The 25,051-nt window shown below is 49.4% G+C and carries 24 protein-coding genes; 5 read left to right on the top strand and 19 right to left on the bottom strand.

The window, feature by feature from the left end; translation table 11 throughout:
• Positions 1–28: 28 nt before the first annotated feature.
• The 10 genes from hflX to SYNPCCP_RS17435 form a co-directional block, all read right to left on the bottom strand.
• The gene (gene hflX, locus SYNPCCP_RS07560; RefSeq protein ID WP_010872658.1) at positions 29–1,633 is read right to left on the bottom strand and encodes a GTPase HflX; all 1,605 of its coding nucleotides are present in this window, start codon (positions 1,631–1,633) and stop codon (positions 29–31) included.
• Positions 1,634–1,800: 167 nt separating this feature from the next.
• Complete coding sequence (locus SYNPCCP_RS07555; protein ID WP_010872657.1) at positions 1,801–2,856, bottom strand: aldo/keto reductase; 1,056 nt, start codon at positions 2,854–2,856, stop codon at positions 1,801–1,803.
• Between the two features lie 109 nt (positions 2,857–2,965).
• A complete protein-coding gene (locus SYNPCCP_RS07550; protein WP_020861758.1) occupies positions 2,966–3,655 on the bottom strand; it encodes a pentapeptide repeat-containing protein in 690 nt (229 codons plus the stop codon).
• 25 nt (positions 3,656–3,680) lie between these two features.
• Positions 3,681–4,604, bottom strand: coding sequence for a 2-carboxy-1,4-naphthoquinone phytyltransferase (gene menA, locus SYNPCCP_RS07545; RefSeq protein WP_010872655.1), 924 nt, complete (start codon positions 4,602–4,604; stop codon positions 3,681–3,683).
• 20 nt (positions 4,605–4,624) lie between these two features.
• A complete protein-coding gene (locus SYNPCCP_RS07540) occupies positions 4,625–4,837 on the bottom strand; it encodes a hypothetical protein (protein ID WP_231848059.1) in 213 nt (70 codons plus the stop codon).
• Between the two features lie 272 nt (positions 4,838–5,109).
• A complete protein-coding gene (gene leuB, locus SYNPCCP_RS07535) occupies positions 5,110–6,198 on the bottom strand; it encodes a 3-isopropylmalate dehydrogenase (RefSeq protein ID WP_010872653.1) in 1,089 nt (362 codons plus the stop codon).
• Positions 6,199–6,477: 279 nt separating this feature from the next.
• A complete protein-coding gene (locus SYNPCCP_RS07530; RefSeq protein WP_010872652.1) occupies positions 6,478–7,077 on the bottom strand; it encodes a superoxide dismutase in 600 nt (199 codons plus the stop codon).
• A gap of 707 nt (positions 7,078–7,784) precedes the next feature.
• Complete coding sequence (locus tag SYNPCCP_RS07525; RefSeq protein ID WP_010872651.1) at positions 7,785–8,069, bottom strand: DUF3288 family protein; 285 nt, start codon at positions 8,067–8,069, stop codon at positions 7,785–7,787.
• Positions 8,070–8,142: 73 nt separating this feature from the next.
• Positions 8,143–9,567, bottom strand: coding sequence for an IctB family putative bicarbonate transporter (locus SYNPCCP_RS07520; RefSeq protein WP_010872650.1), 1,425 nt, complete (start codon positions 9,565–9,567; stop codon positions 8,143–8,145).
• A gap of 399 nt (positions 9,568–9,966) precedes the next feature.
• Entirely contained in the window at positions 9,967–10,137 is a 171-nt protein-coding gene (locus tag SYNPCCP_RS17435) for a hypothetical protein (RefSeq protein WP_010872649.1), read from the bottom strand.
• A gap of 133 nt (positions 10,138–10,270) precedes the next feature.
• Between SYNPCCP_RS17435 and psb29 the strand changes: the two genes are divergently transcribed.
• Both psb29 and SYNPCCP_RS07505 read left to right on the top strand, forming a co-directional pair.
• Positions 10,271–10,993 carry a photosystem II biogenesis protein Psp29 gene (psb29, locus tag SYNPCCP_RS07510; RefSeq protein ID WP_010872648.1) on the top strand — a complete coding sequence of 241 codons (723 nt, stop codon included), beginning with the start codon at positions 10,271–10,273 and terminating at the stop codon, positions 10,991–10,993.
• Positions 10,994–11,024: 31 nt separating this feature from the next.
• Complete coding sequence (locus SYNPCCP_RS07505) at positions 11,025–11,948, top strand: NAD(+) kinase (protein WP_010872647.1); 924 nt, start codon at positions 11,025–11,027, stop codon at positions 11,946–11,948.
• Between the two features lie 280 nt (positions 11,949–12,228).
• On the opposite strand, the gene SYNPCCP_RS07500 is transcribed toward SYNPCCP_RS07505, so the two are convergent.
• From SYNPCCP_RS07500 to SYNPCCP_RS16820, 3 genes are all read right to left on the bottom strand, one after another.
• Entirely contained in the window at positions 12,229–12,561 is a 333-nt protein-coding gene (locus SYNPCCP_RS07500; protein WP_010872646.1) for a hypothetical protein, read from the bottom strand.
• A gap of 85 nt (positions 12,562–12,646) precedes the next feature.
• Positions 12,647–13,771 carry a sodium-dependent bicarbonate transport family permease gene (locus SYNPCCP_RS07495; RefSeq protein WP_010872645.1) on the bottom strand — a complete coding sequence of 375 codons (1,125 nt, stop codon included), beginning with the start codon at positions 13,769–13,771 and terminating at the stop codon, positions 12,647–12,649.
• 372 nt (positions 13,772–14,143) lie between these two features.
• Positions 14,144–14,386: a hypothetical protein gene (locus SYNPCCP_RS16820; protein WP_071822649.1), complete on the bottom strand. Its 243-nt coding sequence runs from the start codon at positions 14,384–14,386 to the stop codon at positions 14,144–14,146.
• 505 nt (positions 14,387–14,891) lie between these two features.
• Here SYNPCCP_RS16820 and psbP point away from each other — a divergent pair.
• Positions 14,892–15,458, top strand: coding sequence for a photosystem II reaction center PsbP (gene psbP / locus SYNPCCP_RS07490; protein WP_010872644.1), 567 nt, complete (start codon positions 14,892–14,894; stop codon positions 15,456–15,458).
• Positions 15,459–15,501: 43 nt separating this feature from the next.
• Here the strand turns inward: psbP and SYNPCCP_RS07485 are convergent, their stop codons facing one another.
• The 6 genes from SYNPCCP_RS07485 to SYNPCCP_RS07455 all read right to left on the bottom strand — a co-directional run bounded on the left by SYNPCCP_RS07485 (position 15,502) and on the right by SYNPCCP_RS07455 (position 23,934).
• Positions 15,502–16,494 carry a beta-ketoacyl-ACP synthase III gene (locus SYNPCCP_RS07485; protein WP_010872643.1) on the bottom strand — a complete coding sequence of 331 codons (993 nt, stop codon included), beginning with the start codon at positions 16,492–16,494 and terminating at the stop codon, positions 15,502–15,504.
• A gap of 94 nt (positions 16,495–16,588) precedes the next feature.
• Entirely contained in the window at positions 16,589–17,635 is a 1,047-nt protein-coding gene (gene plsX / locus SYNPCCP_RS07480) for a phosphate acyltransferase PlsX (protein ID WP_010872642.1), read from the bottom strand.
• A 175-nt stretch (positions 17,636–17,810) separates the two neighbouring features.
• Positions 17,811–19,145: a TrkH family potassium uptake protein gene (locus tag SYNPCCP_RS07475; RefSeq protein WP_010872641.1), complete on the bottom strand. Its 1,335-nt coding sequence runs from the start codon at positions 19,143–19,145 to the stop codon at positions 17,811–17,813.
• Positions 19,142–20,311 (bottom strand): glycosyltransferase family 4 protein, encoded by a 1,170-nt coding sequence (locus SYNPCCP_RS07470; protein ID WP_010872640.1) that lies wholly within the window; start codon positions 20,309–20,311, stop codon positions 19,142–19,144. Before SYNPCCP_RS07470 ends, SYNPCCP_RS07475 begins: the two co-directional genes overlap by 4 nt.
• A gap of 118 nt (positions 20,312–20,429) precedes the next feature.
• Positions 20,430–21,512: an adenosyl-hopene transferase HpnH gene (gene hpnH / locus SYNPCCP_RS07465; RefSeq protein ID WP_010872639.1), complete on the bottom strand. Its 1,083-nt coding sequence runs from the start codon at positions 21,510–21,512 to the stop codon at positions 20,430–20,432.
• A 553-nt stretch (positions 21,513–22,065) separates the two neighbouring features.
• Positions 22,066–23,934: an alpha/beta hydrolase gene (locus SYNPCCP_RS07455; protein WP_010872638.1), complete on the bottom strand. Its 1,869-nt coding sequence runs from the start codon at positions 23,932–23,934 to the stop codon at positions 22,066–22,068.
• A 113-nt stretch (positions 23,935–24,047) separates the two neighbouring features.
• Here SYNPCCP_RS07455 and SYNPCCP_RS07450 point away from each other — a divergent pair, with 113 nt between their 5' ends.
• Positions 24,048–24,296, top strand: a complete 249-nt coding sequence (locus tag SYNPCCP_RS07450) for a hypothetical protein (RefSeq protein ID WP_010872637.1) — start codon at positions 24,048–24,050, stop codon at positions 24,294–24,296.
• Positions 24,297–24,368: 72 nt separating this feature from the next.
• Complete coding sequence (gene ntcA / locus SYNPCCP_RS07445; protein ID WP_010872636.1) at positions 24,369–25,046, top strand: global nitrogen regulator NtcA; 678 nt, start codon at positions 24,369–24,371, stop codon at positions 25,044–25,046.
• The last annotated feature ends 5 nt before the right edge of the window (positions 25,047–25,051 follow it).

The following is a 25,051-nucleotide window of genomic DNA, read 5'->3' as shown; positions in this document are numbered from 1 at the left end:
AAGAGCGATAATTAGTGTGAAATAGACACTAATCAGTCAAATCCGTCAGAATTTGCTCTAGTAAACGTTTTTTCAGAGTTTCCAAGCCAATGCCCTGGGCCGCCGCCAGGAAAATTGCCTCGGGATAATCCGCTTGGGCCGCTGCTAAAGCTTCGCTGGGCACCTGGTCAATTTTGTTGAACACCATCACCATGGGGGCCGTAGCAAGAGGCATTTCTGCCAAAATATTAGCCACTGAGGCAATTTGCCGTCGCCAAGCTCGGTCGGATAGGTCCACCACTTGGAGCAGTAGATCCGCCTCCGTTACTTCTTCTAACGTGGCCCGAAACGCATCCACCAAAGCGTCGGGCAATTTATGGATAAAGCCCACCGTATCCGTTAGCAAAATGGGATGGTAGGTTTGATTCTCCGGATCCAACAAGGATAAACGCCTGGTGGTGGGGTCCAACGTGGCAAACAATTGGTCCGCGGCGTAAATATCCGCTTGGGTGAGAGCATTAAGTAAAGTAGATTTGCCCGCATTGGTGTAACCGACGATCGCCACGGTGGGGACAGCCTGTTGTTGGCGTTGATTCCTTAGCCGGGAGCGATGGGACTGTAACTCATTAACCTGCTTTTGTAGCTTGGCAATGCGACTTTGGATGGTGCGCCGTTCCGTTTCCAGCTTGGTTTCCCCTGGCCCCCTAGTGCCGATGCCTCCCCCCAACCTGGACATGCCCTGGCCTCGACCCACCAATTTGGGTAGCAGGTATTCTAATTGGGCCAATTCCACCTGTAATTTACCGGCCCTGGATTGGGCCCGCTGAGCAAAAATATCCAAAATTAATTCCGTGCGGTCAATGACCCTAACTCCACAGCGTTGCTCTAGGTTCCGCACCTGGGCAGCGGACAGATCCCGGTCGAAAACCACTAGATTGGCCCCCGTGGTTTGCACTGCCAAGGCCAACTCTTCCACTTTTCCTTCCCCCACTACGGTTTGGGGATGGGGTTTACTGCGATTTTGCTGCATGACCTGGAGCACCTGGGCCCCGGCGGAATCCACCAGTCGTTCTAACTCGGTCAAACCTTCCGCAAAGCTCTGGTCATCCAACTCACTGGTTTTAAGTCCCATCACCAAGACCCTTTCCTGCCCTGCTTCCACCTGACGGGCGATGAATTCCCGTTCAAATTCCGCCTCTAGGCTTTCCACCAAATCGAGGATGGCTTCTTCGGCCAAATCTTCCAAGGCCACCGCTGGGGAAACCACCCAATCGGCTACCCTATCCCCCATATCGTCACTGCTTTGGGGCAATAAATGGGCCAAATACCCCGTGTCTATATAGCCTGTGACGCCGCCACCCCGTTTAGCAAAACCCTGGCCAGTAACGCTTAGCACCACTAGGGCATCCAATCTTTGCAGGGCCATGGCAATTAAACTAGATTCCCTGGGGGCTTCGCCCTTTAAATCCGTGGTGAGGCAACGAATGCCGGATAGTCGTTTTTCCCCATAGCGGGGCAATTCCAAGGGCGGAATTTGGGTTTGTCGGGGCGTACCTACCCCCACCCGGATAATTTGCCCCCGTCGGTTCACATACACTGAAACCGGCTGTTTAATTTCCTGACTGATGGCCCCCAAACGCTGGGCTAATTCCACCGTTAGCAGGCGATCGCCGGGGAGACGCTGTTGATAGAGGCGCTTTAGTTGCTTAATTTGACTGGTTTTAAGCCGTTGGGTTTGGCCGTAGATGGTATCGATAGGCTTTAGTCCTAATTGGTAGATTATGGAGGCAAAAAACAGAAGTTGAATTTATAGCCTAATGATCAATCCTGCCATAAACGACGACGGCTTTTACCCCGCAACCGTTGGTGAGTATCCCGCAAAAGCTCGGGAATGGCCAGATTATGGGGACACCGGGGCAAACAATCCCCGCAGTCGGTACACCGATCGCCTTTTTTACCGGGAAACCAGTGCCCCGCATTTTCCAACATTTGATAGCGATATTGACCAAAACTTTGCATATCAAAGGCGACAGCTAAATTGCGTAGACGTAGAATTTCGGGAATGTTAATTTCCTCCGGGCAGGGCAAACATTGATAACACTGGTGGCAGGCATCCGTACCCAATGCTTGTTTTTGATGGTCAAGCAAATTTTGCAAAATTCTCTGTTCTTGCTCACTCAATGGCTCCAGGTGATCGCCAAGGGATAGAGGTTCATTCAATTCCTGGGGAATGGCGGGGCCAAGACTCAGGGTTGTAATGCGAGCATCGCTCAAGAGAAAACGGTAGGTTAAACCCAAAGGGGTAAAGGGTTGACAGAGGTTCTGCAAAGTTACGGTTGGTGTGTATAGTTGACCGCCCTTGTCAGCAGGGGAAATGATGAAAATGCCCATATCGTGCCCATAGGCTGAGGCGATCGCCGGGGCAAGATGCTGATTAAACCAGTAATAATGCAGGTTAACAAAGGCAAATTTTCCCGAAGCAACGACCTCTTGTACTAGGGGCAAACTACCGTGGGTAGAAAAGCCAAGATGTTTAAATTTTCCCTGTTGTTGGGCTCTTTCTATCGCCGGCCACAATTGCTGTAACCATTGCCAATGCTCGGAGGTATTAATGCCATGGATAGCAAAGCAGTCTAAATAATCCACCTGGAGTCGTTGCAGAGAACGGTCAAGGCCCTGGATAAATTGTGCTGAGTTCTCCGTGGGACAAACTTTACTGGTGAGGTAAATATCGGAGCGATTATATTCCTTCAGTAACTCCCCCAAATAAACTTCGCTTTCTCCGTAGGCCGCCGCTGTTTCGATGTGGTTAATGCCCCCGGCTAGAGCCTTTTCCACCGTAGCCACAAATTGCTGGCGATTGCCTAAGCCCCGCATGGTGCCCAGGGAAAAAACAGATAAATTCAGATTGGTGCGGCCAAAACGACGGTATTGCAAAGGTCAGTTTTTATTGTTTTTATCAGAGTTGAGATCAAAATCTTTTCATCTACCAAGTAACATCACTGAGGTCGGCCCGTTGCAGGTTAGTGCCCACTAAGTTTGCCCCCCGTAAATTAGCTCCTTTCAGGTTGGCCCCGGTAAAATCCGCCTGGGTTAGATTCGCCCCCCGAAAATTGCCATAGCGTAAATCCGCCCCCCGAAAATTAGTCTTTCTTAAATTAGCCCAGCGCAAATCAACGGCGATCGCCGCCACCGCACTAAAATCTGCCTCCGGAGCATAGGCTTGGTGGAGATGGGCTCCCATTAATTGGGCTTGGCTGACCTTAGCTCGGTAAAGTCTTAAGCCGTGGGCTTCCACTTCGGTAAAAACAGCCTGACAAAAAAGGGCTTCGTTAGCATCACTTTCAGTTAGATCCGCCTCACTCAAATTGCAGCGATTGAGGGTGGCCCGACAGAGGTTAGCCCGACGCAAATTGCTTTTGTGCAGACTGGCAGCAATCAAATTGGCATCCGTCAAATCCGCCCCTTCCAGATTGGCAAAGCGTAAATCACAGCCGATCAAGGCGACCTGGCTGAGGTCCCCATGGGGAAACACTAACCCAGCCAAATTTTGATTGGTCAGTTCTAAGCCTTGGGGAACATGGCCATTGACCAAAAGACTAGCAACCCCACTGTTTAACCAGCCTGGGGCGTTGATGGGGGTAGGGGACAAACCATTGCTCATAATGTAATTCATCTTAACCCACTGGCGGTGGTAGTCCTTAGCCCAGGCCAGCCCAGCCATAGCCCGCAGCCATTAACATGCCGCTGAAGAAATGTAAATTAACAGCAATAAATTTACAGTTACTGACTTGCTCCGGCTGGTCATGATATTGCCCCACATGGCGAATTAATTGCACTGCCCAGGGCAGACTGGCAATTATCAGTAACGTTTGCCATGGAGCCTGATGACACAAAACGCCGATCGCCGTAATTAGATAAAGACTAACAACCGACAGGGTTAAAACCTGGGACCCCAACTTGGTGCCTAAACGAACAATGGGGGATTTTTTGCCGGCGGCCAGGTCATCTTCTACCTGGTGGAAGTGGGAGCAAAAAAGAATAATCGCCGTGCTGATGCCCACAAAAACGCTAGGCGTAAGCAAATTCCAGCTAAAACTTTGGCTCTGGGAATAATAGGCGGCGGCGATCGCCAGGGGGCCAAAGGTAATTAAACAAATCAATTCCCCCAATCCTAGGTAGCCGAGGCGAAAAGGGGGCCCTTGGTAGGTGTAGCCCAAAAATATGGCCACCCCAATTAACTCCAACACTGTCCAATCCTGGGCTCGCCAGCTCATGCTCATTAGCCCCAGCACACCAGCTAGCAAGAAAAAGTTACTAATTAAAAAAACTAGATTGCGATTGCCGGTCAAATTAACCACCGAATGGGCTTTACGCACATCAATGCCCGTGTCACTGTCAAACACATCATTGCTCAGGTTAATCCAAGCGATAATGGCGATCGCCGACAGCAAAAAGATGGTAAAAACATCACCATGCCACTGCCCAGTAAGGCCATAGGCCACCGCCGAACCAACGGTAATGGGCACCACTGCCACCGTGTACATGGGGGGCTTAATGGCCGCTAACCAAAGTTTGCGGGTTGCCGGGGCCGTCGATGGTGCTAGGGGCGAAGATTCGGTCATAACAGAGGGATGAAGCTAGTTCAAACTACCTGGGCTTCCGCTTCCAGTTGGTTTAAGGGTACGAAACATTCCCCTGGCAACAGCACTGGCTGACGATTGAACATCAGTTGACCCCGGTGGGTTTCTTTATGGATAGCAATGCCCAGAGGCTGCTTTTGGGATCGGGGGTGGAGCATGCGGTAACTGCGATAAATGCGTCGGGCCATCCGCAACATTTTGGGGTCTAGGGGCATGGGTACGCTCCTGTACTCCACATCAAAATCGCTCTCATCAGGAATAAAAACCATAACAAACTCCCCACTCAGGACGCATATGTGTTGTAGCCATTGACCGAAAAATGTCAGCCAGGTTAGCCATCATCATAAATAACAATAGGGTTTGACGTAAGGGCCACCCCAGAAGATTCTTAGTTATCCGACCAAGATCTAATTTGACCCGAACCGCCTGGCCGTGGGGAAATTAATAGGGCAGAGTTTGTCTAGTTTTTAGCCAAGGGCAATGGTCGTTACATTTCATCTAGGATGCTCAACAATTGCTCTCCCATTTGCCGACAGCCCACCAATTGTGTGCCAGGAGAAAGAATATCACCGGTGCGGTAACCCTGTTCTAAAACTTTTTTCACTGCATCCTCAAGGCGATCGGCCGCCTGGGGTTGATCCAAACCGTAGCGCAACATCATGGCGGCACTGAGCACCTGGGCTAGGGGGTTAGCTTTATCCTGGCCGGCAATATCCGGGGCGGAACCGTGGACGGGCTCAAATAACCCAGGGCCATCACTGCCCAAACTGGCGGAGGGTAACATGCCAATACTGCCGGTTAACATGGCGGCAATGTCGGAAAGAATATCACCAAATAAATTGCCCGTCACAATGGTGTCAAATTGTCTGGGACTCCGCACCAATTGCATGGCCGCATTATCCACATATAAATGGGACAGTTCCACATCGGGATAATCTACGGCGATCGCCATGACCCGATCCCGCCACAGTTGGGACACATCTAATACGTTAGCCTTATCCACTGAACAGAGTTGCCCGCGTCGTTTACGAGCCGTTTCAAAAGCAACCTTAGCAATGCGGTCAATTTCTCCCACGGTGTAAGCCATGGTATTGACCCCCCGTTTTTCCCCCGTTTCCGTCTCGAAAATACCCTTCGGTTTACCAAAATAAATGCCGCCGGTTAGTTCCCGCACCACCATAATATCCACCCCTTCCACCACTTCCCGTTTCAGGCTGGAAGCGTCAATCAATTGGGGGAAGATCGTCGCAGGACGTAAATTGGCAAATAGCCCCAACCCTTCCCGAATGGCAAGCAAACCAGTTTCCGGCCTTTGAGAACGGGGTAAATTGTCCCAGGCATAACCCCCGATCGCCGCTAAGAGTACCGCATCACTATCCTTTGCTTGGGCTAGGGTTGCCTCCGGTAGGGGTTGCCCTGTGGCATCAATGGCCGCTCCGCCAATTAAAGCCTCTTGAAAATTAAACGCAAAGCCAAACTGGTCGGCCACTTTGCCTAACACCGCCACCGCCACCGCCATAATTTCGGGGCCAATGCCATCACCGGGGAGCAGGGTTACGTTATAGGTCTGGGACATGGTAGTGGAAGAACTGAAAAAACTTTGATCAAATAAGTAAATTTAAACGGGCTTTGGGAATGGATTCCACAAGCTTCCCCAGTGTAGTGGATTGGGGACGCAGATTAGAAACTTCAGCCACTGGCGATCGCCTCCCACCTCCCAGCAAATACCCTTCCCCCAATAATTTAGGGAAAGGGTACATAAAGTGAAGAAAACGTCTAGATTAACTCCGATTTTGCCCAACTCTGGGGAGCAAAGAGAGTTTTTAAAGAGCTTTCTTGGAATTGATGGCAAAAACTAGGCCGCTGCTAAGTTAGCCGCCACAAAGTCCCAGTTGACCAACTTACCGAGGAAATCGGCAATGTAATCGGGACGACGGTTTTGATAGTCTAAATAGTAAGCATGCTCCCATACGTCCATGGTCAGCAAAGGAGTTTGACCGGCGGTCATGGGGTTTTCGGCGTTGCCGGTTTTGGTCACTTTCAAAGTGCCATTGTCTAACACCAACCAAGCCCAGCCGCTACCGAATTGGGTGGCTCCAGCTTGTTTGAAAGCTTCCACGAAAGCGTCAAAGCTACCAAAGTCAGCGTTGATTTTGTCCGCCAAGGCACCAGAGGGCTGGCCACCACCACCGGGCTTCATGCAATTCCAGTAGAAACTATGGTTCCAAGCTTGGGCGGCGTTGTTGAAAATACCGGCTTTGCTAGCATCGCCAGCAACGGCTTTAATTACGTCTTCAATGGATTGATTATCTAAATCAGTACCCGCCACTGCATTGTTGAAATTGTTAACGTAGGCGGCATGGTGTTTGTCGTGATGGAACTCCAGGGTGCTTTTGGAAATGCAGGGTTCCAGAGCGGTGTAGTCGTAAGGTAAGTTAGGTAGTGCGTAAGCCATTTAAATTTAAATTCTCTACTCAATAGGGGATTCCATGGCTCTCACTTTACCCTAAAGTTTCCTCGGTTAAAAGGTCGGTAATCCGGTGGAGAACCGCACAAAAGACAAAATATTGCCGGTGGCCATGGGCAAGAAAAAGAGCGACAAAGCCTTGGTAATCATCGCCGCCAACCAAGCCTGACAGTTTTTTAATCCCTTGTTAATCTCTCGGAGCTACTTAACAATTCAACGGGAAACATTGCTATCGCCCATTTCAAGCCCACCCGCTTAATAGGCTCGTTTTGACCTACTTTGATTTGGGTTAGTCTAGCTAGGACTTTAGGCAAACAGGATTACAACGACCTAATTCCCATTGTTGTCATTTGAAAGATCTACTCGGGAAGATTAAGACTGGTTTTGTCCTTGACGAGAAAGTTTTTGGCAGAGAAGAGAATGATCAACAGGGCAAAGTAGCCACAGAAAGCAACAGCAATCAAATTAGACATTTAGTTAATTTTTGTAACGGGAGATGTTGCTTCAAGCATAGGGGAAAATCTCTGGTTTTGGCTTTGGCATTGCTTATCGCACCAATAGTAGGGATTAATACTTGCTAAAAAGCTTGACCATAGATTAACTTCAATGCCTATGGTGGAGGTCGACATCGGCACACTCGAGGGTTCCACCCGGAAAATCATCTCAGCCTAGTTGGGGCAATGGATTAACGAGAGCTAGCTCCAGTCCTGTTGCTCCTCGGTACTCTGTTTGGCATGGGCCGCACCGCTGGCATAGAGGGCTCTAGTTTGGGCAAAGAGTTCTTCTTCAGTCAGATGCCATTGTTGAAGCACGGTGTCCAAATCTCGCTGTAAACTCCTGGCCCCGGGAAAATTTTTGTAACGGATTCTCAGCCTTGCCAAGGAGAGCAGGTGGGGAGTATCGGCGGGGGACTGCAAGAGGCGATCGACAATGGCCTGGTCTTTACTTGCTTGGGGATGGGTTTGCTCTCCGATCGCCATGGTTATGACTCCTGACAAATTTTCAAAAAGGGCAAAGGTTAAGTCTGGCTGGCCAAGTTATTGCCATTGGCTCTTATGAAGCAAGAAGAGGTTTGTCCTCATTTTCTTCTTTACTGGCCTCCAAACGGGCCTGGGCGCTGGCCCACTGACTAGCAACAATGGCCACTAGCAACCACCACAAAGTGCTCACCGGGGGACGGTACCAGACTGTATCTACCATGCCGTGGACCAACAAACCGATGATCGCCGCTAAAGCCCCCATAATCCAGATGCCTTCCGGGGCGAGGGTTTGGCGACAGCGTTTAACCAGTTCTACGCCTTTGCCTAGGGTAACGGCCAACAGCCAGAGCATACAGGTAAAACCAACTACACCCGTTTCCACCAAAATTTCTAGGTAAATGGAATAGGCACTCAGGGCGGTGAAGCGGGGCCGCATATAGTAAGGATAAATTTGGTTAAAGGCTTCGTTACCTGGGCCAATGCCAATGATAGGGCGGGCTCGGATCATGGCTTTTACCCCTTCCCAAACATTGATGCGGAAATTATTACTGCTGTCTTCCCGCCCAGCAAAAATGCTCATGGCCCTGAGTCGAATCGGTTCCACCGCAATCAACGCTCCCCCACCTAATATAACCGCCACGGCGATCGCCAGGGGCAAAGACCACCGTTGCCAAAATTTGGGTAATTGGGGTAACCACCAGAAGTAACAAAGGGCCAGGAAGGTAGCTCCCAGGGCCAGCACTGCTAGCCAACCGCCCCGGCTCTGGGTAAAAAAGAGACAGAGTAGGTTAACAATCACCATGGTTGCTCCCAGCAGTTTGGGCCACCACCGTCGCCATACCACCAGGGCACTCAAGCTCAAACCCGTCATGGGCACCAGGTAAGCCGCCAAGAGATTGGGATTACCTAAAAAGCTATATACCCTAGTGGCCTGGGCCAAGGTAGAGGTGGGGTCATTCCAAGTGGCTAACTGTTCTACCCCGTCCACCTGTTGTCGCAGACCGTAACTCCCCACCAATAGCCCTACCAGTAAAACAACGGTTACTAACCGGTTCAACCATTGTTTGTTTTGCAATAACCTCGCCGCCAGTAGAAACAGACATAAATTAGCTGTTAATTTCGCTAACCCCGACGCCGCCGCCATTTTTACCGGAGAAAATCCCACGGCGATCGCCGAAATGCACCAGTAGGCAAAAACTAAAACATGGATGGGAGTCAAACCCTTCCCTGGTTGATCAGCAAAGGTCAGCAGAGCCCAAAAGGCTCCACAGAGCAGCATAAAAATGCCCAACATGGTGGTGGAGGTGAAGGGAGCCGCAATAAAAATTATTGCCACTAGAGCCGTACCCAATGCCTCGAAGTGGGGCCAGAGCACACTAGCCTGTATCCAACTCTGTCCCCAGCCCACCAAACGATGGAGCACACTGCCCCGGCCCCATTCCTGGGGGGAAAAACCGCCAAACATCAGCGATCGCCAGATAGAGATGGGAGACACCATTAAATACTTTGCCCGTGAATTCTGAACAACTTTCTCACCAATTAGCCTAAGCCATGGGGCATATTCTCGGTAGGGATACAGCCAAAATTAGATCCCGCGGCTCTGACAAAAGTTTAGTGTCAAACAATTTCACAGCGTATCTCGGTACTCTTCCAATAGGGCGATAATATCCGCTAACTGTCTTCGGTGGAGTTGGCTGGGGTCCAGTTGGAATCTGGCGATCGTAGTACGATATCGAGTTTCGATTCTAGTTCGGCGAGTTTCTCGTTCTGCCGCCTCAGCTCTTTCATCCTTTGCTCGTGCCGCGTCTGCTTTTCGTTCTCTAGCTTCCTCATTTCTTCGTTGTATTTCTTCATTTCTGCGTTGTAGTTCCTCAAGTCGGACAAACCCCCGTAGGATTTAATCCAAGACCACAAACGTGAAAGTAAACCCGGCGAAGCTGAGGCCGGCCCATTGGGGGATGGAGAGTTCGTAGTTTTTGAAGTAGATGGTTTCATATTTGAGGGCTACTCCGATGGCAAACACCAAGATGGTGGTAATGATGGCGATAAATGCCTGGAAGTCTGGCATGGTCTGTTCCCTAAGACTGTCCCATTCTAGCAATGCCCGGGGATCGCACTTCCCCCAGCAAGGGTTCAGGTTGGCAAAGGCCGCTTAACAAGGGAAAATGTAGGGAACTATCCCCCCCTTTGTAATCGGCCCTGTGACTAAAATTCGCACTGTTTCTGACGCCAAACGAAAATTTTTTACCCACTACAGCCGTCCCATTAGTTCCATCTACCGGCGTTTTGTCGAAGAACTCTTGGTGGAAATGCATTTGCTCAGTGTGAACATTGATTTTACCTACGATCCGATTTTTGCCCTAGGCATTGTCACCTCCTTTAATAGTTTCATGCAGGGCTATCAACCCGCCGAACAATTACCGGCCATTTTCAACGCCCTCTGCCATGGGGTGGATCAAAACCCCGACCAAGTGCGCCAAGATGCCAAGAATGTGGCCGCCAGTGCCCATCACATTGGTCTGGATGCCTGGGTAACCGCCGCCGCCAGCGAACAAGCATCTGGGGATAATCTTCTGCTCAACACCCTCACGGGGATCCACCAACGCCACAAATTCAAATACAGTCGTTTATTTGCCATCGGGCTTTACACTCTGTTAGCTGACCAGGACCCAGAGGTGAAGGACAATGACGAAAAACGTCAAGATTATCTCACCAGGCTGTCGGAACTATTAGACTTGTCCCTCGATAAAGTGGTCAAGGATTTAGACCTGTACCGCAGTAATCTGGAAAAAGTTGACCAACTGCTTAAGGTGTTGGAAGATGCCGCCGAAGCAGAACGGAAGAAAAAGGAAAAACAAGCCGCTTCTACCACTCCGGCGATCGAGGAAGCTCCCGTAACCACAGCGGAGAGTTCCGAAAGCTAGTTCAATCCATGCCCCACTATGAGGCCCCATTGTGGAACTGAAACAGGTGATCATTGCCCATAAAGCCGGGCACAATGAAAGCAAAACCTATGCCGAACGGTGTGCCAGGGAACTGGAAGCTAGGGGTTGTAAGGTGCTGATGGGCCCCAGTGGCATTAAAGACAATCCCTATCCAGTGTTTTTGGCTTCCGCCACAGAAAAAATAGATTTGGCTTTGGTTTTAGGGGGAGATGGCACTACCCTAGCGGCGGCCAGGCATTTATCCCCCGAAGGCATTCCCATTTTGTCTGTTAACGTGGGCGGGCATCTAGGATTTTTGACGGAACCATTCGATGTGTTCCAGGATACTCAAAAGGTGTGGGACCGTCTCAACCAAGACCGCTATGCTGTTTCCCAACGCATGATGCTAGCGGCCAGTTTATTTGAAGGCGATCGCCGGGATCCCCAGATGGTGGGGGAAACCTACTACTGTCTGAACGAAATGTGCATCAAACCGGCCAGTATTGACCGGATGCCCACGGCCATCATCGAAGTGGAAGTGGATGGGGAGTTAATTGATCAGTATCAGTGCGACGGTCTTTTGGTCGCCACCCCTACGGGTTCTACTTGCTATACATCCTCTGCCAATGGCCCCATCTTGCACCCTGGCATGGACGCCATTGTCATTACTCCCATTTGTCCCCTGAGCTTATCCAGCCGCCCCATTGTCATTCCCCCTGGCTCTTCGGTAAACATTTGGCCCCTGGGGGATTTTGAGTTAAATACTAAACTTTGGACCGACGGTTCTCTGGCTACAGGCGTTTGGCCTGGGCAACGAGTGGGGGTGTGGATGGCCCATCGAGCAGCCCAATTTATCCTCCTACGGGAAAGCTATTCCTTTTACAAAACTCTACGGGATAAGCTGCAGTGGGCCGGGGCGAGGTTTTTGTACGATGGTAACAACAAGGTCAATTGAGTTATTTTGTCGTCAAACCTAAGATTTCGTGCGGGCAAGGATTAAAGCTAAACAAGGACAGGTTTTTAGACCCATTTTTCTGAAAATTTACTCTGTTTTTAGTCGGGATCAATTCTATCTAGGTTTTCCCGGTAAGTTTGGGCTGTACTGAAAATATGGTGACTTTCTAAGCATTTGAAATAGGGCCATGGCCCCCTGAAGAAACAAAAAGCAACCGCCCAAGAATAGTTTTGCCTGGAATGCGGTTGCCGGAATAGAAACAAGCCTAGTTATTGTTGATTTAACAGCCCTCAGGGCCACAGAAAGTATGCCCATAAAGTACTTCTGCGCTACAAATGTAGATGATGCCAGCGTAATCATTAAAATACTTGACGGCAACTCGATCAGCAATTTCTTCAGCCATTTCCCGGGTTTCAGTCAATATTTCAAACTTAATATTGGCCTCGATGTCGGAAGTGTTAGGTTGACCCGACGAGCGCACGTTACGGCTACCCTTGCCACCGGTATTCATTACCGTGTATCCTTTGGCACCGGATTCGTCGATGATTTTGGCAATTTTTTTGAGCAGAATCTTTTCTGTGACGATGACGAGCTTGTTCGCTGGTTTAGCCATTTTGTTTATCTCCTAGAAGTATGTAAGTTAATCTTTTTGGTCTGTTAGGTCAAGGGATTATTGACAGACCATAAACTATTGGGGATTAACCTGCACCAAGGGTCTGGGCAAGCCCAATGAAAAGCGGTATGCACACGCCGATGGCAATGGGAGTACCGATGGCGGTGGATGAACCGATATAGGCAGAGGGGTTGGCAGATGGGATACCTGCTCGCAAGGTAGGAGGCCCGGAGATATCAGAGCTAGAAGCGGCGATAACTGCTAAAACTACCACACCACCCAGACTGAAACCCGTAGCATAGTGGGCAATCATACCAAGACCAAAGGCAATAAACCCGTGCACTATGGGAGCTATTAGGCTATAGACCACATACCATTGAGCTACTTTACGTAGTTCACCAATTCTGGACCAAGCTTCCATGCCCATAATCAGCATCAAGATGGAAAGTAGTCCTCGAAAAAGAGGATCATAAAAACCTTCATAGACACTTTCCGGCTTGGTAAATATGCCCAGGGCAAGACCTAACAACATGGCTGATAGGGCAGGGCCTTGTAAACTTTCTTCGATAATTGGCCAGATTTTGACCCGATTATCTTCCGGTTCTTGCTGGCTTAAATACTCTTGGCGGGTACGAGGATAATCCGTTTGGTCGCCATAATCCCCGGCGGCAACGGGTTGCTTGCTGAACGATTCCTCAATACTAGCAGCAGCAGACTTACGTTTTCTCTTATTGAGATAAATATTAGCTACGACGATCGCCGTTACCAGGGCAGGAATATCCATAAAGGGATACAGAGCACCAGCCCAGGCTTCGTAGGAAATTTTTGATTCTTCCAACGTAGTGAGGGCGGCAGCCATTGTAGAGCCACTGACTGCCCCAAACAAGCCGCCGGTGGCCAGGGCATCCACGGTTCTGACGTTAGGCAGTTTAGCCAGGGTAAAACGGGCGATGAAGACAATAAGAATTCCCAATATCACAGAGAATGCCACGGGTAGGAGCATTTCCGTCAAGTTGGAGTTCCGAATTGCCATGCCCCCGGTTAGGCCAATCTTAGTGAGCAACATAAAGACGATGATCGTAGAAATCGCCTCTGGAATTACCAATTGGGTGCCAAGGGCGGCAATAACCATCCCCCCAATCAGAAAGGCTAGGGTTGGGGACTGCAATTGTCCCACGAAGTCCGTCAAGAAATTGGACAAAAAATCCATAATGTAAATTGTCTCCTTGGTTGAAATTTATGGGGATTGGGGTAGTAAAGCTTGGCCCTGAATCTTCGGCAGTTTGCTTGATCTTTCCAGGGGCAATGAACCCCATTGGCTTCGCTCTGTATAGACTCTTGTCTATGCAGGTTTGAATGCCTATGTCTTGAAATCTATAAGCTAAAGTCTATATGTAAATCCGACCAATTTTGCAGTTGTCCCCCTGGATCTGCTAAGTAATTTTAAATTTGAATGATAAGTTTTACTATTATTTGGCGATCGCCAGCTTTTTGGGGACTAGATGGTGACCCCGGATTTTGCTCAATGGCCCCCTGTAAGTTGATCAATGGGACAATTTTTCTGATTTTTAAATTGTTGTGACTAGTCGACCTGGAAGGGAGGCGAGACCTTGACTGGGGAGGATTCTAGCGGAGGACTATGGCGAGCAACATTGACCCAAACCACCGACAGTAGTAAGCCGACACCACAACCCAGGAAAAAGAGCCAAGCGTGGGAAGGTTCTAGAACAAATAAAAGACGGCGACTTTTATCATACACATGAATTATCCAACCAGCATTGTTATTTGTCTTTGGTTCCGATTGTCTTGATTCAAACTTGTTCATGGATTTCACTCTATGGTGATTATGAGCATTGCCCCAAAGTCGGTGAAATTTACCAGAGGAAAAATTGCCAAAAACGCCTCTGGAAAAAGCACACGATGGTTTCAGCTGGGAACAACTAATCTATTCTGAGTTTAAATTGCCCCGATTCAATAGATAGAAATAAGACTATTTTTTTAGAAAAAACTATATCTCTAAGTTTATGCAATATTTGGTTCCTAAGCAGTATCTTTGCCACAAAACTATCTCAAATTTGTCGAACCTTTTAATAAGTTAAATTTATAGCCTCAACTTATAGCCTCAACAACGTCCCCTGGGTTAGGCAGGAAATAAATTGGTTGAGGAGGCCATAGCCTTCCTCCCCGCTTCAGAACAGTGCCCATGGCAAATTGTTAAACTTCTTTTTCTGGCGGGAATCATTCTACCTCTAGTTTCTGGTCAACCATTGGAGGTTTAATGGGTAAGGAAAGGTAATTTTGCCTTCTTGCCCAGTTCTTCCCTTTCTCCCATGTTGAAAAAGTCCCTATCCACTGCTGTAGTCCTGGTAACTTTACTGCTGAGCTTTACCCTCACCGCCTGTGGAGGAGTGGGCATTGCCAGTCTGCAACGCTACAGTGACACCAAAGATGGTTATGAGTTTCTTTATCCCAATGGTTGGATTGGGGTGGACGTTAAGGGGGCTTCCCCTGGGGTGGATGTGGTGTTCCGGGACCTGATTGAGCGGGATGAAAATTTGAGCGTGATTATTAGTGAAATCCCCAGCGATAAAACCTTGACGGATTTGGGCACAGCCACCGATGTGGGTTACCGCTTTATGAAAACCGTCAACGATGCTTCCCAAGGCGATCGCCAGGCGGAATTAATTAATGCGGAGGCAAGGGATGAGGACGGTCAGGTTTATTACACTCTGGAGTACCGGGTGTTGGTGGGGGACAATGTGGAGCGCCACGATTTGGCCAGTGTGACCACTAACCGGGGTAAGTTAATTACGTTTGATTTATCCACGGCAGAAGACCGCTGGGACACAGTGAAAAGTCTGTTTGACACAGTGGCCAGCTCCTTCCACGTTTACTAATCCATTGCCTAGTAACTACTAACTACTTTAGACTGTTGATTATTTACCACCGCACTATGCTAGCAGCCCAGGTTAAGCCGGCCCCAAAGCCGGCCAGGGCGATTAGGTCTCCCTCTTTAATTTTCCCTTCCCGCACCGCTTGATCCAAAGCCAGGGGAATGGAAGCTGCCGAAGTGTTGCCGTATTCCCCTACATTACTGATGATTTTCTCGGATGGAATACCCAGGCGATCGCCCACCGCATCCATAATGCGTTGATTGGCTTGGTGAAGAATTACCCAGTCCAAGTCGGAGGTGGTCAACTGGGCTTTAAACAGTACTTTTTCGATGATTTCGGGCACCTTAGCCACGGCAAAACGGTACACTTCCCGGCCGTTCATGGTGATGGCTTGATAGGTGCCCTGGGCAACGGTTTTTTCTGCTGTTAAAGGTTGAGGGTTTGCTTGATAGGACAAATTAAGACAGCCATTGCCAGTGCCATCGGTGTACATTTCAAAGGCGAGCAAATTGTCCTGGGCTTGGCGTTGTAGCACCACGGCTCCGGCTCCATCACCGAATAACACACAGGTGGTGCGGTCCGACCAGTCCACCCAACGGGAAAGTACATCCCCTCCCACTATTAAAACCCTTTGGTAAACCCCGGTGCGTAAAAATTGGGCTGCTACGTTCAACCCCACCACAAAACCAGAACAGGCCGCCGTTATGTCAAAGGCAAAGGCTCTGGTGGCCCCCAATCCCCCTTGAATTTGGGCTGCAGTGCCAAATAAATCATCGGGGGTGGAGGTGGCCAGAATAATTAAATCCAGGTCTTCCGGTTGTAGTCCCGCCATGGCCAGGGCTTTTTGGCCGGCCTTTACCCCCAAACTGGCCAAATTTTCCTGGGCCGAACAAATGTAGCGTTGGCGCATCCCCGTGCGGGACTGGATCCACTCGTCGGAGGTCTCGACAATGTTGCTCAGGTCTTGATTTGTTAAACTCTGGTCGGCGATCGCCGTGCCACTGCCAATAATTTTGAGGCCACTGCCAAGGGTATTCAAAAGTCCTGACTCCCGCTGATGTCATGGTGAGCGATTACAGGCTTAAAGCATAGGACAAAGCTGGCCCCTGAGTCACTATGGCCGGGGGGAGTTTCTAGATATTCTGTAATTCCTCTGTTTTTTGTCGTTCCATTAATAGGGAAGTGGAACTGTTAATGCGCACAGAAACCTGATTATCGATCGCCTCCTTAGCTAGGCGAATGGCGTTAAAAATGGAGCCACTGCGGGAACTACCATGGCTAATTACACAAACCCCATCGACCCCGAATAGTAAGGCTCCTCCATGTTCGGCATGGTCCACCCGTTGCTTAATGCGTTTGAGGTTGGGGGCTAAAATAATGGCCCCCAATTTGCCCCGCCAGCCCCTGGGTAGTTCTTCTTTAACAATGCTCAGTAAAATTTCCCCCACCGCTTCGGCAAATTTAAGCACAATATTGCCGACAAAACCATCACAAACAATCACATCAAAATTACCGGAAAGTACGTCCCTTCCTTCGGCGTTGCCCACAAAGGGAATTTCCGGATTACTCTGCAACAATTCATGGGTTTGCAGGGCGAGGGTGTTACCTTTATTAGACTCTTCACCAATGTTCAGCAGACCAACCTTGGGGCTATCAACCCCCAACACATATTGGCTGTACACCGTTCCCATGAGGGCAAACTGTTCCAGGTATTTAGGCTTGCAATCCACATTGGCCCCCACGTCTAGCACAATTACCGATTTGCCGGGAACCATTGTGGGAAATAAGGTGCCGATCGCCGGCCGGTCAATGCCTTTTAAACGGCCCAGCCGCAGTAGGGCCGCCGCCATGGCCGCTCCCGAATGGCCAGCGGACACCACCGCATCGGCTTGTTTTTCTTTGACCAAATTCATCGCCACATTAATGGACGCCTTGGGCTTACGGCGCACCACCACCGCATCTTCTTCCATTTCCACCACCCCTTCCGCATCGACAATGGTAAGGTTAATGCCCTGATGGGGATGGCGGTTTAAACAATCCTCAATGGCCTGGCGATCGCCGACAAGGAAAATATCTACATCTAATTCCTGACTCGCCCGGATAGCACCGATAACAATCTCTTCGGGGGCATAGTCACCGCCCATTGCGTCTAAAGCAATTTTCGCCCGCGTTACAGCCATTGATCAAAACCCATTGAATCTCAAAAATTGTAGCAGACCGCCCGGTTAAGCAGAACTTTTCCCCATCCATCTAACTAACTTGATCCATAACCTAGGCTTGTTTTTCCCTGAGGGGCCTACTGACAAAATGGGCTACCTTGATATCGTTGTTATTCAACAGAATAGGGAAGCCGGATTAGCCTACCAGCAAATTTTCCTCTGGATATTTAATCAAACTTGGCTTAGGATCCCCCACGATCGCCGCCATCAAAATGGTAATGCCCACCCGACCAATGAACATGGTGACAATTAAGACCAGTTGGGAAAGGGGTTTTAGCTCTGGGGTAGTGCCCAAGGAAAGCCCTACTGTGGCAAAGGCAGACACCGCTTCAAATGCCAAGGACACCGCTTCCTGCTCCGACTCCAGGAAAATCAACAAACTTATGCTGGAAATCACCGTCACCATCGAACCAAACACCACGGCGATCGCCTTGAGAATTAACTGGGGTGGAATACAGCGGTCATCAATAATTACCCTTTCCTGGCCCCGCAGAGCTGACCGGGTGCAGTTGGCCAAAATGGCAAAGGTGGTGGTTTTGATTCCGCCGCCGGTGCCACTGGGACTAGCCCCAATGAACATCAACAACATCACCAGCACCAAACTAGTAGAACTCAGCTCATTCAAATCAATGGTGTTAAAGCCCGCTGTCCGGGTAGTCACCGACTGGAACCAGGCGACCAGTAAACGATCCTGGAAAGAAAACTGAGCAAAAGCTCGATTGCCCTGGGCCTCTAAAATCAGAATGCCGAAAAAGCCTAACAACAGCAGGAAAATAGTCACCCGCACCACCACCCGTAGGTTAAGGGAAAAGGCAAAGGGTCGTTGGGATTTTTTTACCTTTCGCACTAACCAGAAATAGGACTCGATAATTACCTGGTAGCCAATGCCACCAAAAATAATTAGGGCTGAAACGGTCAAATTAAGGGGCACGGAGGTTTGATAGCCGATTAAGTTATCGGCAAAAAGACTAAAACCAGCATTATTAAAAGCACTGACGCTGTGGAAAACGGCATACCAAAGGGCCCGGGGGGGAGGATAGTCCTGAAGGAAAACAAAAAAAAGAACTATAGTACCAGTAACTTCAAAAATTAGCGTGGTGGCAATGACTGATTTGATTAAATTATTGCTGCCCTGGGCAAAACGATGGTCAAAGGATTCTTGGATGGCAAACCGTTGCTGGAGGTCAAATTTGCGCCCAATCAGGATCATCAAAAAAGTGGTCAGGGTCATGTAGCCCAACCCCCCCAACTGGGCCAGCAACATGACAGTCAATTCTCCCCAAAAGGAAAAGTACTTGTTCACATCCACCACACTGAGCCCCGTCACACAAACAGCGGAAGTGGCAGTAAACAAAGCCACCAAGGGATTACCCCACTCCCCAGTACTGGTGGCAAGGGGCATCAGCAACAGTAATGTTCCCCCGGCGATCGCCGCAATGAAACCAAGGCAAATGGTACGGGAAATAGTCATTCCAGCAGATAAAAATAGGAACTTAGGTTCGTAGAATGGGCTTGGTGGGGCACCAAAGTTTTATAGAGGGATTCCAATTGCACCATATTGGCCGCAAAGGTGTAGCGCTCCAACACCCTTTCCCTCGCTTTGCGTCCCAACAAATCCGTAATCTCTGGATGGTCCCGTAGTAGCGGCAAAAGAATTTTGAGTTGGGCAGTCACCCCCTGGGTTTTGAGCACAATGCCCGCCCCATTTTCCAGCACTTCCCCATCCGCTCCAGCGTCGGTGGCCACACAGGCTGTGCCACAGGCCATGGCTTCCAATAAAGATAGGGATAAACCCTCCACCAAGGAAGGCAAAATAAAGGCATCGGCAGCCCGCAACAGTTGAATCCTGGTCAATTCATCGGCCACGAAGCCCAACCAATGGACTCCCATTTCCGGGCCGTAGTGGGTTTGCAGAGTCGATTTTAAAATGCCGTCCCCCACCATCAGCAGTTTGCAATGGGGGCCCATGTCGGAAAATTTCCAACCTTTGAGCAGAGCTTCCACGTTCTTTTCCGGGGCAATGCGTCCCAGATAAATGAATAACCGTTCGGCCTGGTACTCTTTTTTCAGGTCATTTTGCCCTGGACAATAGCGCTCCACCGCAACCCCATTGGGAATGATGGCCAGGCGTTGCCGGGGCACCCCCAACTTGAGTAAAAGGTTCCGCTGTAGTCGGGAAAAGATGATTACCTTATCGTACTGGGCCAAGGAGGGGGCATAGAGTTGGTAGGTCAAAAACTGGGTACTGGAGGAAAAATTGCGTAGCTTACTGTCAAAGGGGGGATGGAAGGTGGCAATTAAAGGTAAGCCCAATTCTTCACAAATTTCCGGCAAACGAAAATCCAGGGGAGAAAGGGTTAAGGAGGCGTGCACCAAATCCGGCTTTAACTTGGCCAGGGCATCGGTTAAAACCCGGCTGGAGCGGGGGGTAGGGATGGTATAAACGGTTGATTTAAATAGAAACGGTAAGGCCACTTCCGCGCAACCATTTTCCGCCAGGGGTTCTCCCTCCTCCTCCTGGGCAAAATGCAAAAAGCTGACCTGATGGCCCCGGTCTAGTAATGCATTGGTTACTTCCCGACCGTAGGTTACATTGCCGCAAAAGGGCGTTTTTTTTCCTAACCAAGCAATATGCATGCAGATAACCAGACCGTGAACGAAACCGTGCCAATCAGGGCATTGTAAACTTTGGCATTCTCAAAATTTCTTCGCCAATCATAGGGGATCTTTGGGCTTCTGGCGATGGCATTACTCCCTAGGCGCTGATTAAACTGCCCATGGCCCGACCCATATTGGCCGGGTGGAGGGCATCGAGGGCCGCGGTGGGTTCATAGCCACAGTGGACCATGCAATCCTGGCATTGGGGATTGTTGCTTTTGGGACCGTAATTTTCCCATCTTGTTTCTTCCAGTAGTTCTTGGAAACTTTGGTAATAACCTTCGTTGAGTAGGTAGCAGGGTTTTTGCCAACCGAGCACGCTGTAGCTAGGGCTACCCCAGGGGGTGCAATCGTAATCCTTTTCCCCCATGAGAAAGTCTAAAAAGAGGGGATTGTGGTTAAAATTCCAGGCTTTTTTACCTTTATTCCAGGGAGCTAGTAGTTCTCGGAACAGGGCTTTGGTCTGATCCCGTTTGAGGAAATGGTCTTGATCCGGTGCCCACTCGTAGCTATAGCCTGGGGAGATCATCATGCCGTCAATGCCCAGGGTTTGCAGATAGTCAAAAAATGCCTGCATTTTTGCCACGTTGGCCCCTTCAAACACGGTGGTGTTGGTGGTAACCCGGAATCCTTTGGCCTTAGCTGCTTTAATGGCTGCAACAGCTTTATCAAATACCCCTTGGCGATCGACACATTTATCGTGGTGTTCCCTGGGGCCATCGAGATGGACGCTGAAAGTCAGATAAGGGGAAGGCTGGAATTTGTCGAGGCTTTTTTCCAACAAAATTGCGTTGGTGCAAAGATAAATGAATTTCCGGCGGGCCACCAAGCCCCGGACAATTTCATCAATTTGAGGATGGAGCAGAGGTTCACCACCGGGAATGGATACCACCGGGGCACCGCATTCCTCCACTGCCCGAAAGCAATCTTCTGGGGAGAGATTTTGCTTGAGAATTTCCGTGGGATGTTGAATTTTTCCACAGCCTTGGCAGGCCAGGTTACAGCGGAATAGGGGTTCTAGCATCAGCACTAGGGGGAACCGCTTTTTGCCCTGGAGCCGCTGACCAACAATGTAGCTGCCTACTACTAGGGCTTGCTTAAGGGATACAGCCATGATTTTTTCACACCACCTAAATTTCTGATTATTACCGAAAAGTATGACACGGGAAAACCCTGCCATTCAGGGCCGGGATGGGCCAACGGAGTTTAATCCTGATTCTAATGACAAAGTACAGGCACAGCCACGGCAACACAGAGCAAAACCCCTTGCCGACAACGGTGGAATTACTCTTTAGAGGGGGAAATTATCCGTAGTCCCTAGGTAGATTAAGCTTTCTAAGGATTTAAGGATTTGCGGCCATAACTCTACTTTACGATTTAACAAACATTGATAATCAGTAGTATTGATTAAAGTTTGACCATTCTGAATGAGAGCCTGAAGTTGGGCTGTAATATCTTGATTTAAATTGGATTGTCGTCCTAGCAGTGCCAACGACCAAATCCTGGTATCTACGATGACTTCCATTGGACAGTTCCCTGTTGTTTATAGTCATAATCAAGACCTTATTCTATTGTCCCAAATATATTGATGATTTTCAGTAATTTTTATTGTTCTAGGTACGCTTGTAAAGCATGCTCAATAGCAGTTTTAAGGTCATATCTGGACTAAGATTCATTGCTGCTTGGAAAAAATCATCGTTAAGATTTAGAGTGATTTTCATGGCTAGTTCACATTAAAAATTATCGGAAATGGTTTGGGGGGGAAACTCATTGGGAGGAGGAGTCAGACCGTTGGTGCGGCGGAACTCCTCAATGTCCTTAATTAAAGCTCCCTCGGATTTTTGGCTAATTAGATAAAACTTGAATTCTTGATCCCGACTCAAATAGGCGGCATGGGCGGCTCCGTTCTCCACTAGGGGGCGGAAACTTTCGTCCCCAGCTACATACAACTGGAAAAAGGGCACCATGACAGCAGAACCATAGGTGTGGAGTAGGTTTGGATCAGGCAATTTCAAACTGACTGCTTCCACTGACTCGACCACGTTTTTGATATTGGCATCAATTTTGGAGAAATCTACGTGGGCTTGCCCTTCCATCAAAGTTAGATACTTATCACGACTGGCCAAGCGAGGGAAAGAACGGGCCTGTTCCAACACAAAAGGAGTGGCTGGATCATAACTGCCCCCAAGCAATAGAACTGGGACCGTAACCTTATGCAGTCCCGATACGCCAAAGATCGCACTGTTAACAGGATTGGCCGCCAGCACTGCCACTACCCGGGGGTCTCGGAAGTCATAATCGGACCGGGGCAGGGTTAGGGCATCGCATTGCAATAACAGGGCCGTGTTGGGGACTCCTTGGCCAATGCGACATTCCGATTTCAAAAAATCCCAGTCAATGGTGGCCCCGGCCACAGCTAACGCGCCATAACCCCCAAAGGAGTGGCCCCCCACCCCTACCTGGGTCAAGTTAAGGCGATCGCCGAACTCACTGGCATTGCGACGTTCCAACTCATCAATGACGTAGCTAATATCCTTGGGCCGGTCAATAAACTCGGTGGGATAGTAACCCTGGCGAGAAGTGCGATTGAGTAAAGCTTGGGCCTGGAGAATGTCACTGCCGGGATGCTGGGGCAAAGCCACCACAAAACCATAGGAGGCCATTTTCTCCGCCGCATTGTCGAAATCTTCCGGACGGGAAGCCAAACCATGGGAAAAAACTAAAACTGGTGTTTTGCCTTCTTTCCAGCGTTGGGGGCGGTAAACATCCACGTAAAAACGACGGTTACGACTTTGGTCGTTTAACCACCAGGTTTCTTTGGGGGCCACACCGTAGGGGCCCATTTCAGTGGGATCTGGTAAAGCACTAAAGTTGATATCCCCTTCTGAAGCCGCCTCAATTTCCGAGAGGGCAATCATCTTATCAATGAAGTGTTCGGAAGCTTTAACTAGCAGTTCCACCGCCCGGGCCCGTTCTTCCACCACTTCCCCTTGGAAATGGATATCGGTGGGATACTTTTTGATGAAATTGATGAGGCTTAGTCCCCCTTCTGGATCCTCGGCTGCCTGCACAATTGCGGCCCGAATACCATATTTGGAGTTAGCTCCCCAGGGGGCATTGAGAATCACCGCTGCCCTAGCCAGGGAATCTTCCCCCAGGCTGGTGTTAAAAAAGTTACTCAGCACAACGGGGTCCACCTCTGCCCGGAGCCCCATAATTTCCCTTAATTTTGCTAATTTTTCTTCGGAAGCTCCCACCAGATTAAATAAAAAGCTGAGATTGGAATCCACAGTGCCATCCTGCACAAATCTTTCTAGGGATTCCACCCGCACCGTCAACTTGATTGGCCCGTAGGTGAAAAAGATATTTTCCGCAGTTTTGCCCGGCAATTGAACGGCGATCGCCGTGAGGGCTCCCAAACAAACGGACTGCAGCCAACGACGGAGGTTTAAGGGAAAAGTGACCATGGAAGCTATATCGAGATTAATTAAAGGGGGGGGATCAACCAAGTTGCTGGACTGGAGCAGTGGGCAAGAAACCTGAGCTAATTCTAGGCAATTTTGTTGCCATTGCCCCCAACGTAAAGTTATTTTTTTCTCCATTACCTTTTGTTACCTAAAATTTAATGGAGCCAACCTAGGCTGGACCTTTTGTCACCGTTGCTCTGTCCACGGGATGGAGGATAATCTAAACGAAATCATTAGGGACCCTGACCATGCAAAAAGCCGACGAATTTGCCATCCATCTGTTTTTGGCCAATGGCCATCGAGAGGAAGTCCGTTTCATGACCATTCAAGATTTCCAAAAATGGTATAGCAACGAAGTTGTGCCCAAGCACGATTCCCAGGAATTTATCAGTGTGCCTATCAGAAATATTCAGGGCGAGTACATGGTGGTGCGACCCTCGGCGATCGTTGCCATTCGGGTGGAACCAATTTTCTTTGGCAGTGTGGAGCGCATGTAATCCGTTGTGTATAATCTTGATACAGAATGGGGTTTTGCACTTCCCTTGATGCCCCCATTACCGTGAACGTGCATGGATCAGTCCCTAACCCAAGATCGTCCCCTAGCGGCAGTGTTTCGACGCTTAGGCAGTGAGTTGATGCCCCCGGTGGTGGAAACGTTTGATCGGAGTAAAACAATTTTTTTTCCTGGGGATCCGGCGGAACGGGTTTATTTTTTGCTCAAGGGGGCTGTTAAGTTATCTAGGGTTTACGAAGCCGGGGAAGAAATTACCGTCGCTCTGTTGAGGGAGAACAGTGTTTTTGGGGTGTTATCATTAGTTACCGGGCAACGTTCTGACCGTTTTTACCACGCAGTGGCTTTTACCCCGGTGGAGTTACTGTCTGCCCCCATTGAACAGGTGGAACAGGCTCTCAAGGAGCATCCCGACCTGTCATTGTTGATGTTACAGGGGCTTTCTTCCCGCATTCTCCAGACGGAAATGATGATTGAAACCCTAGCCCACCGGGATATGGGTTCTCGTTTGGTTAGTTTTTTGCTGATTCTCTGTCGAGATTTTGGTGTACCTGCCCCGGACGGCATTCGCATTGACCTCAAGTTATCCCATCAGGCGATCGCCGAAGCCATTGGTTCCACCAGGGTAACGGTGACTAGGCTCCTAGGAGATCTGCGGGAGGGTAATATGATCTCCATCACGAAAAAGAAAATTACCGTCCATAACCCCGTTGCTCTCAGTCAACAGTTTACCTAACCACC

Source organism: Synechocystis sp. PCC 6803 substr. PCC-P, assembly GCF_000284455.1.
GTDB lineage: Bacteria > Cyanobacteriota > Cyanobacteriia > Cyanobacteriales > Microcystaceae > Synechocystis.
Note: the sequence above shows the minus strand (reverse complement) of the source record. Positions and strands in the feature narration are given on the sequence as shown.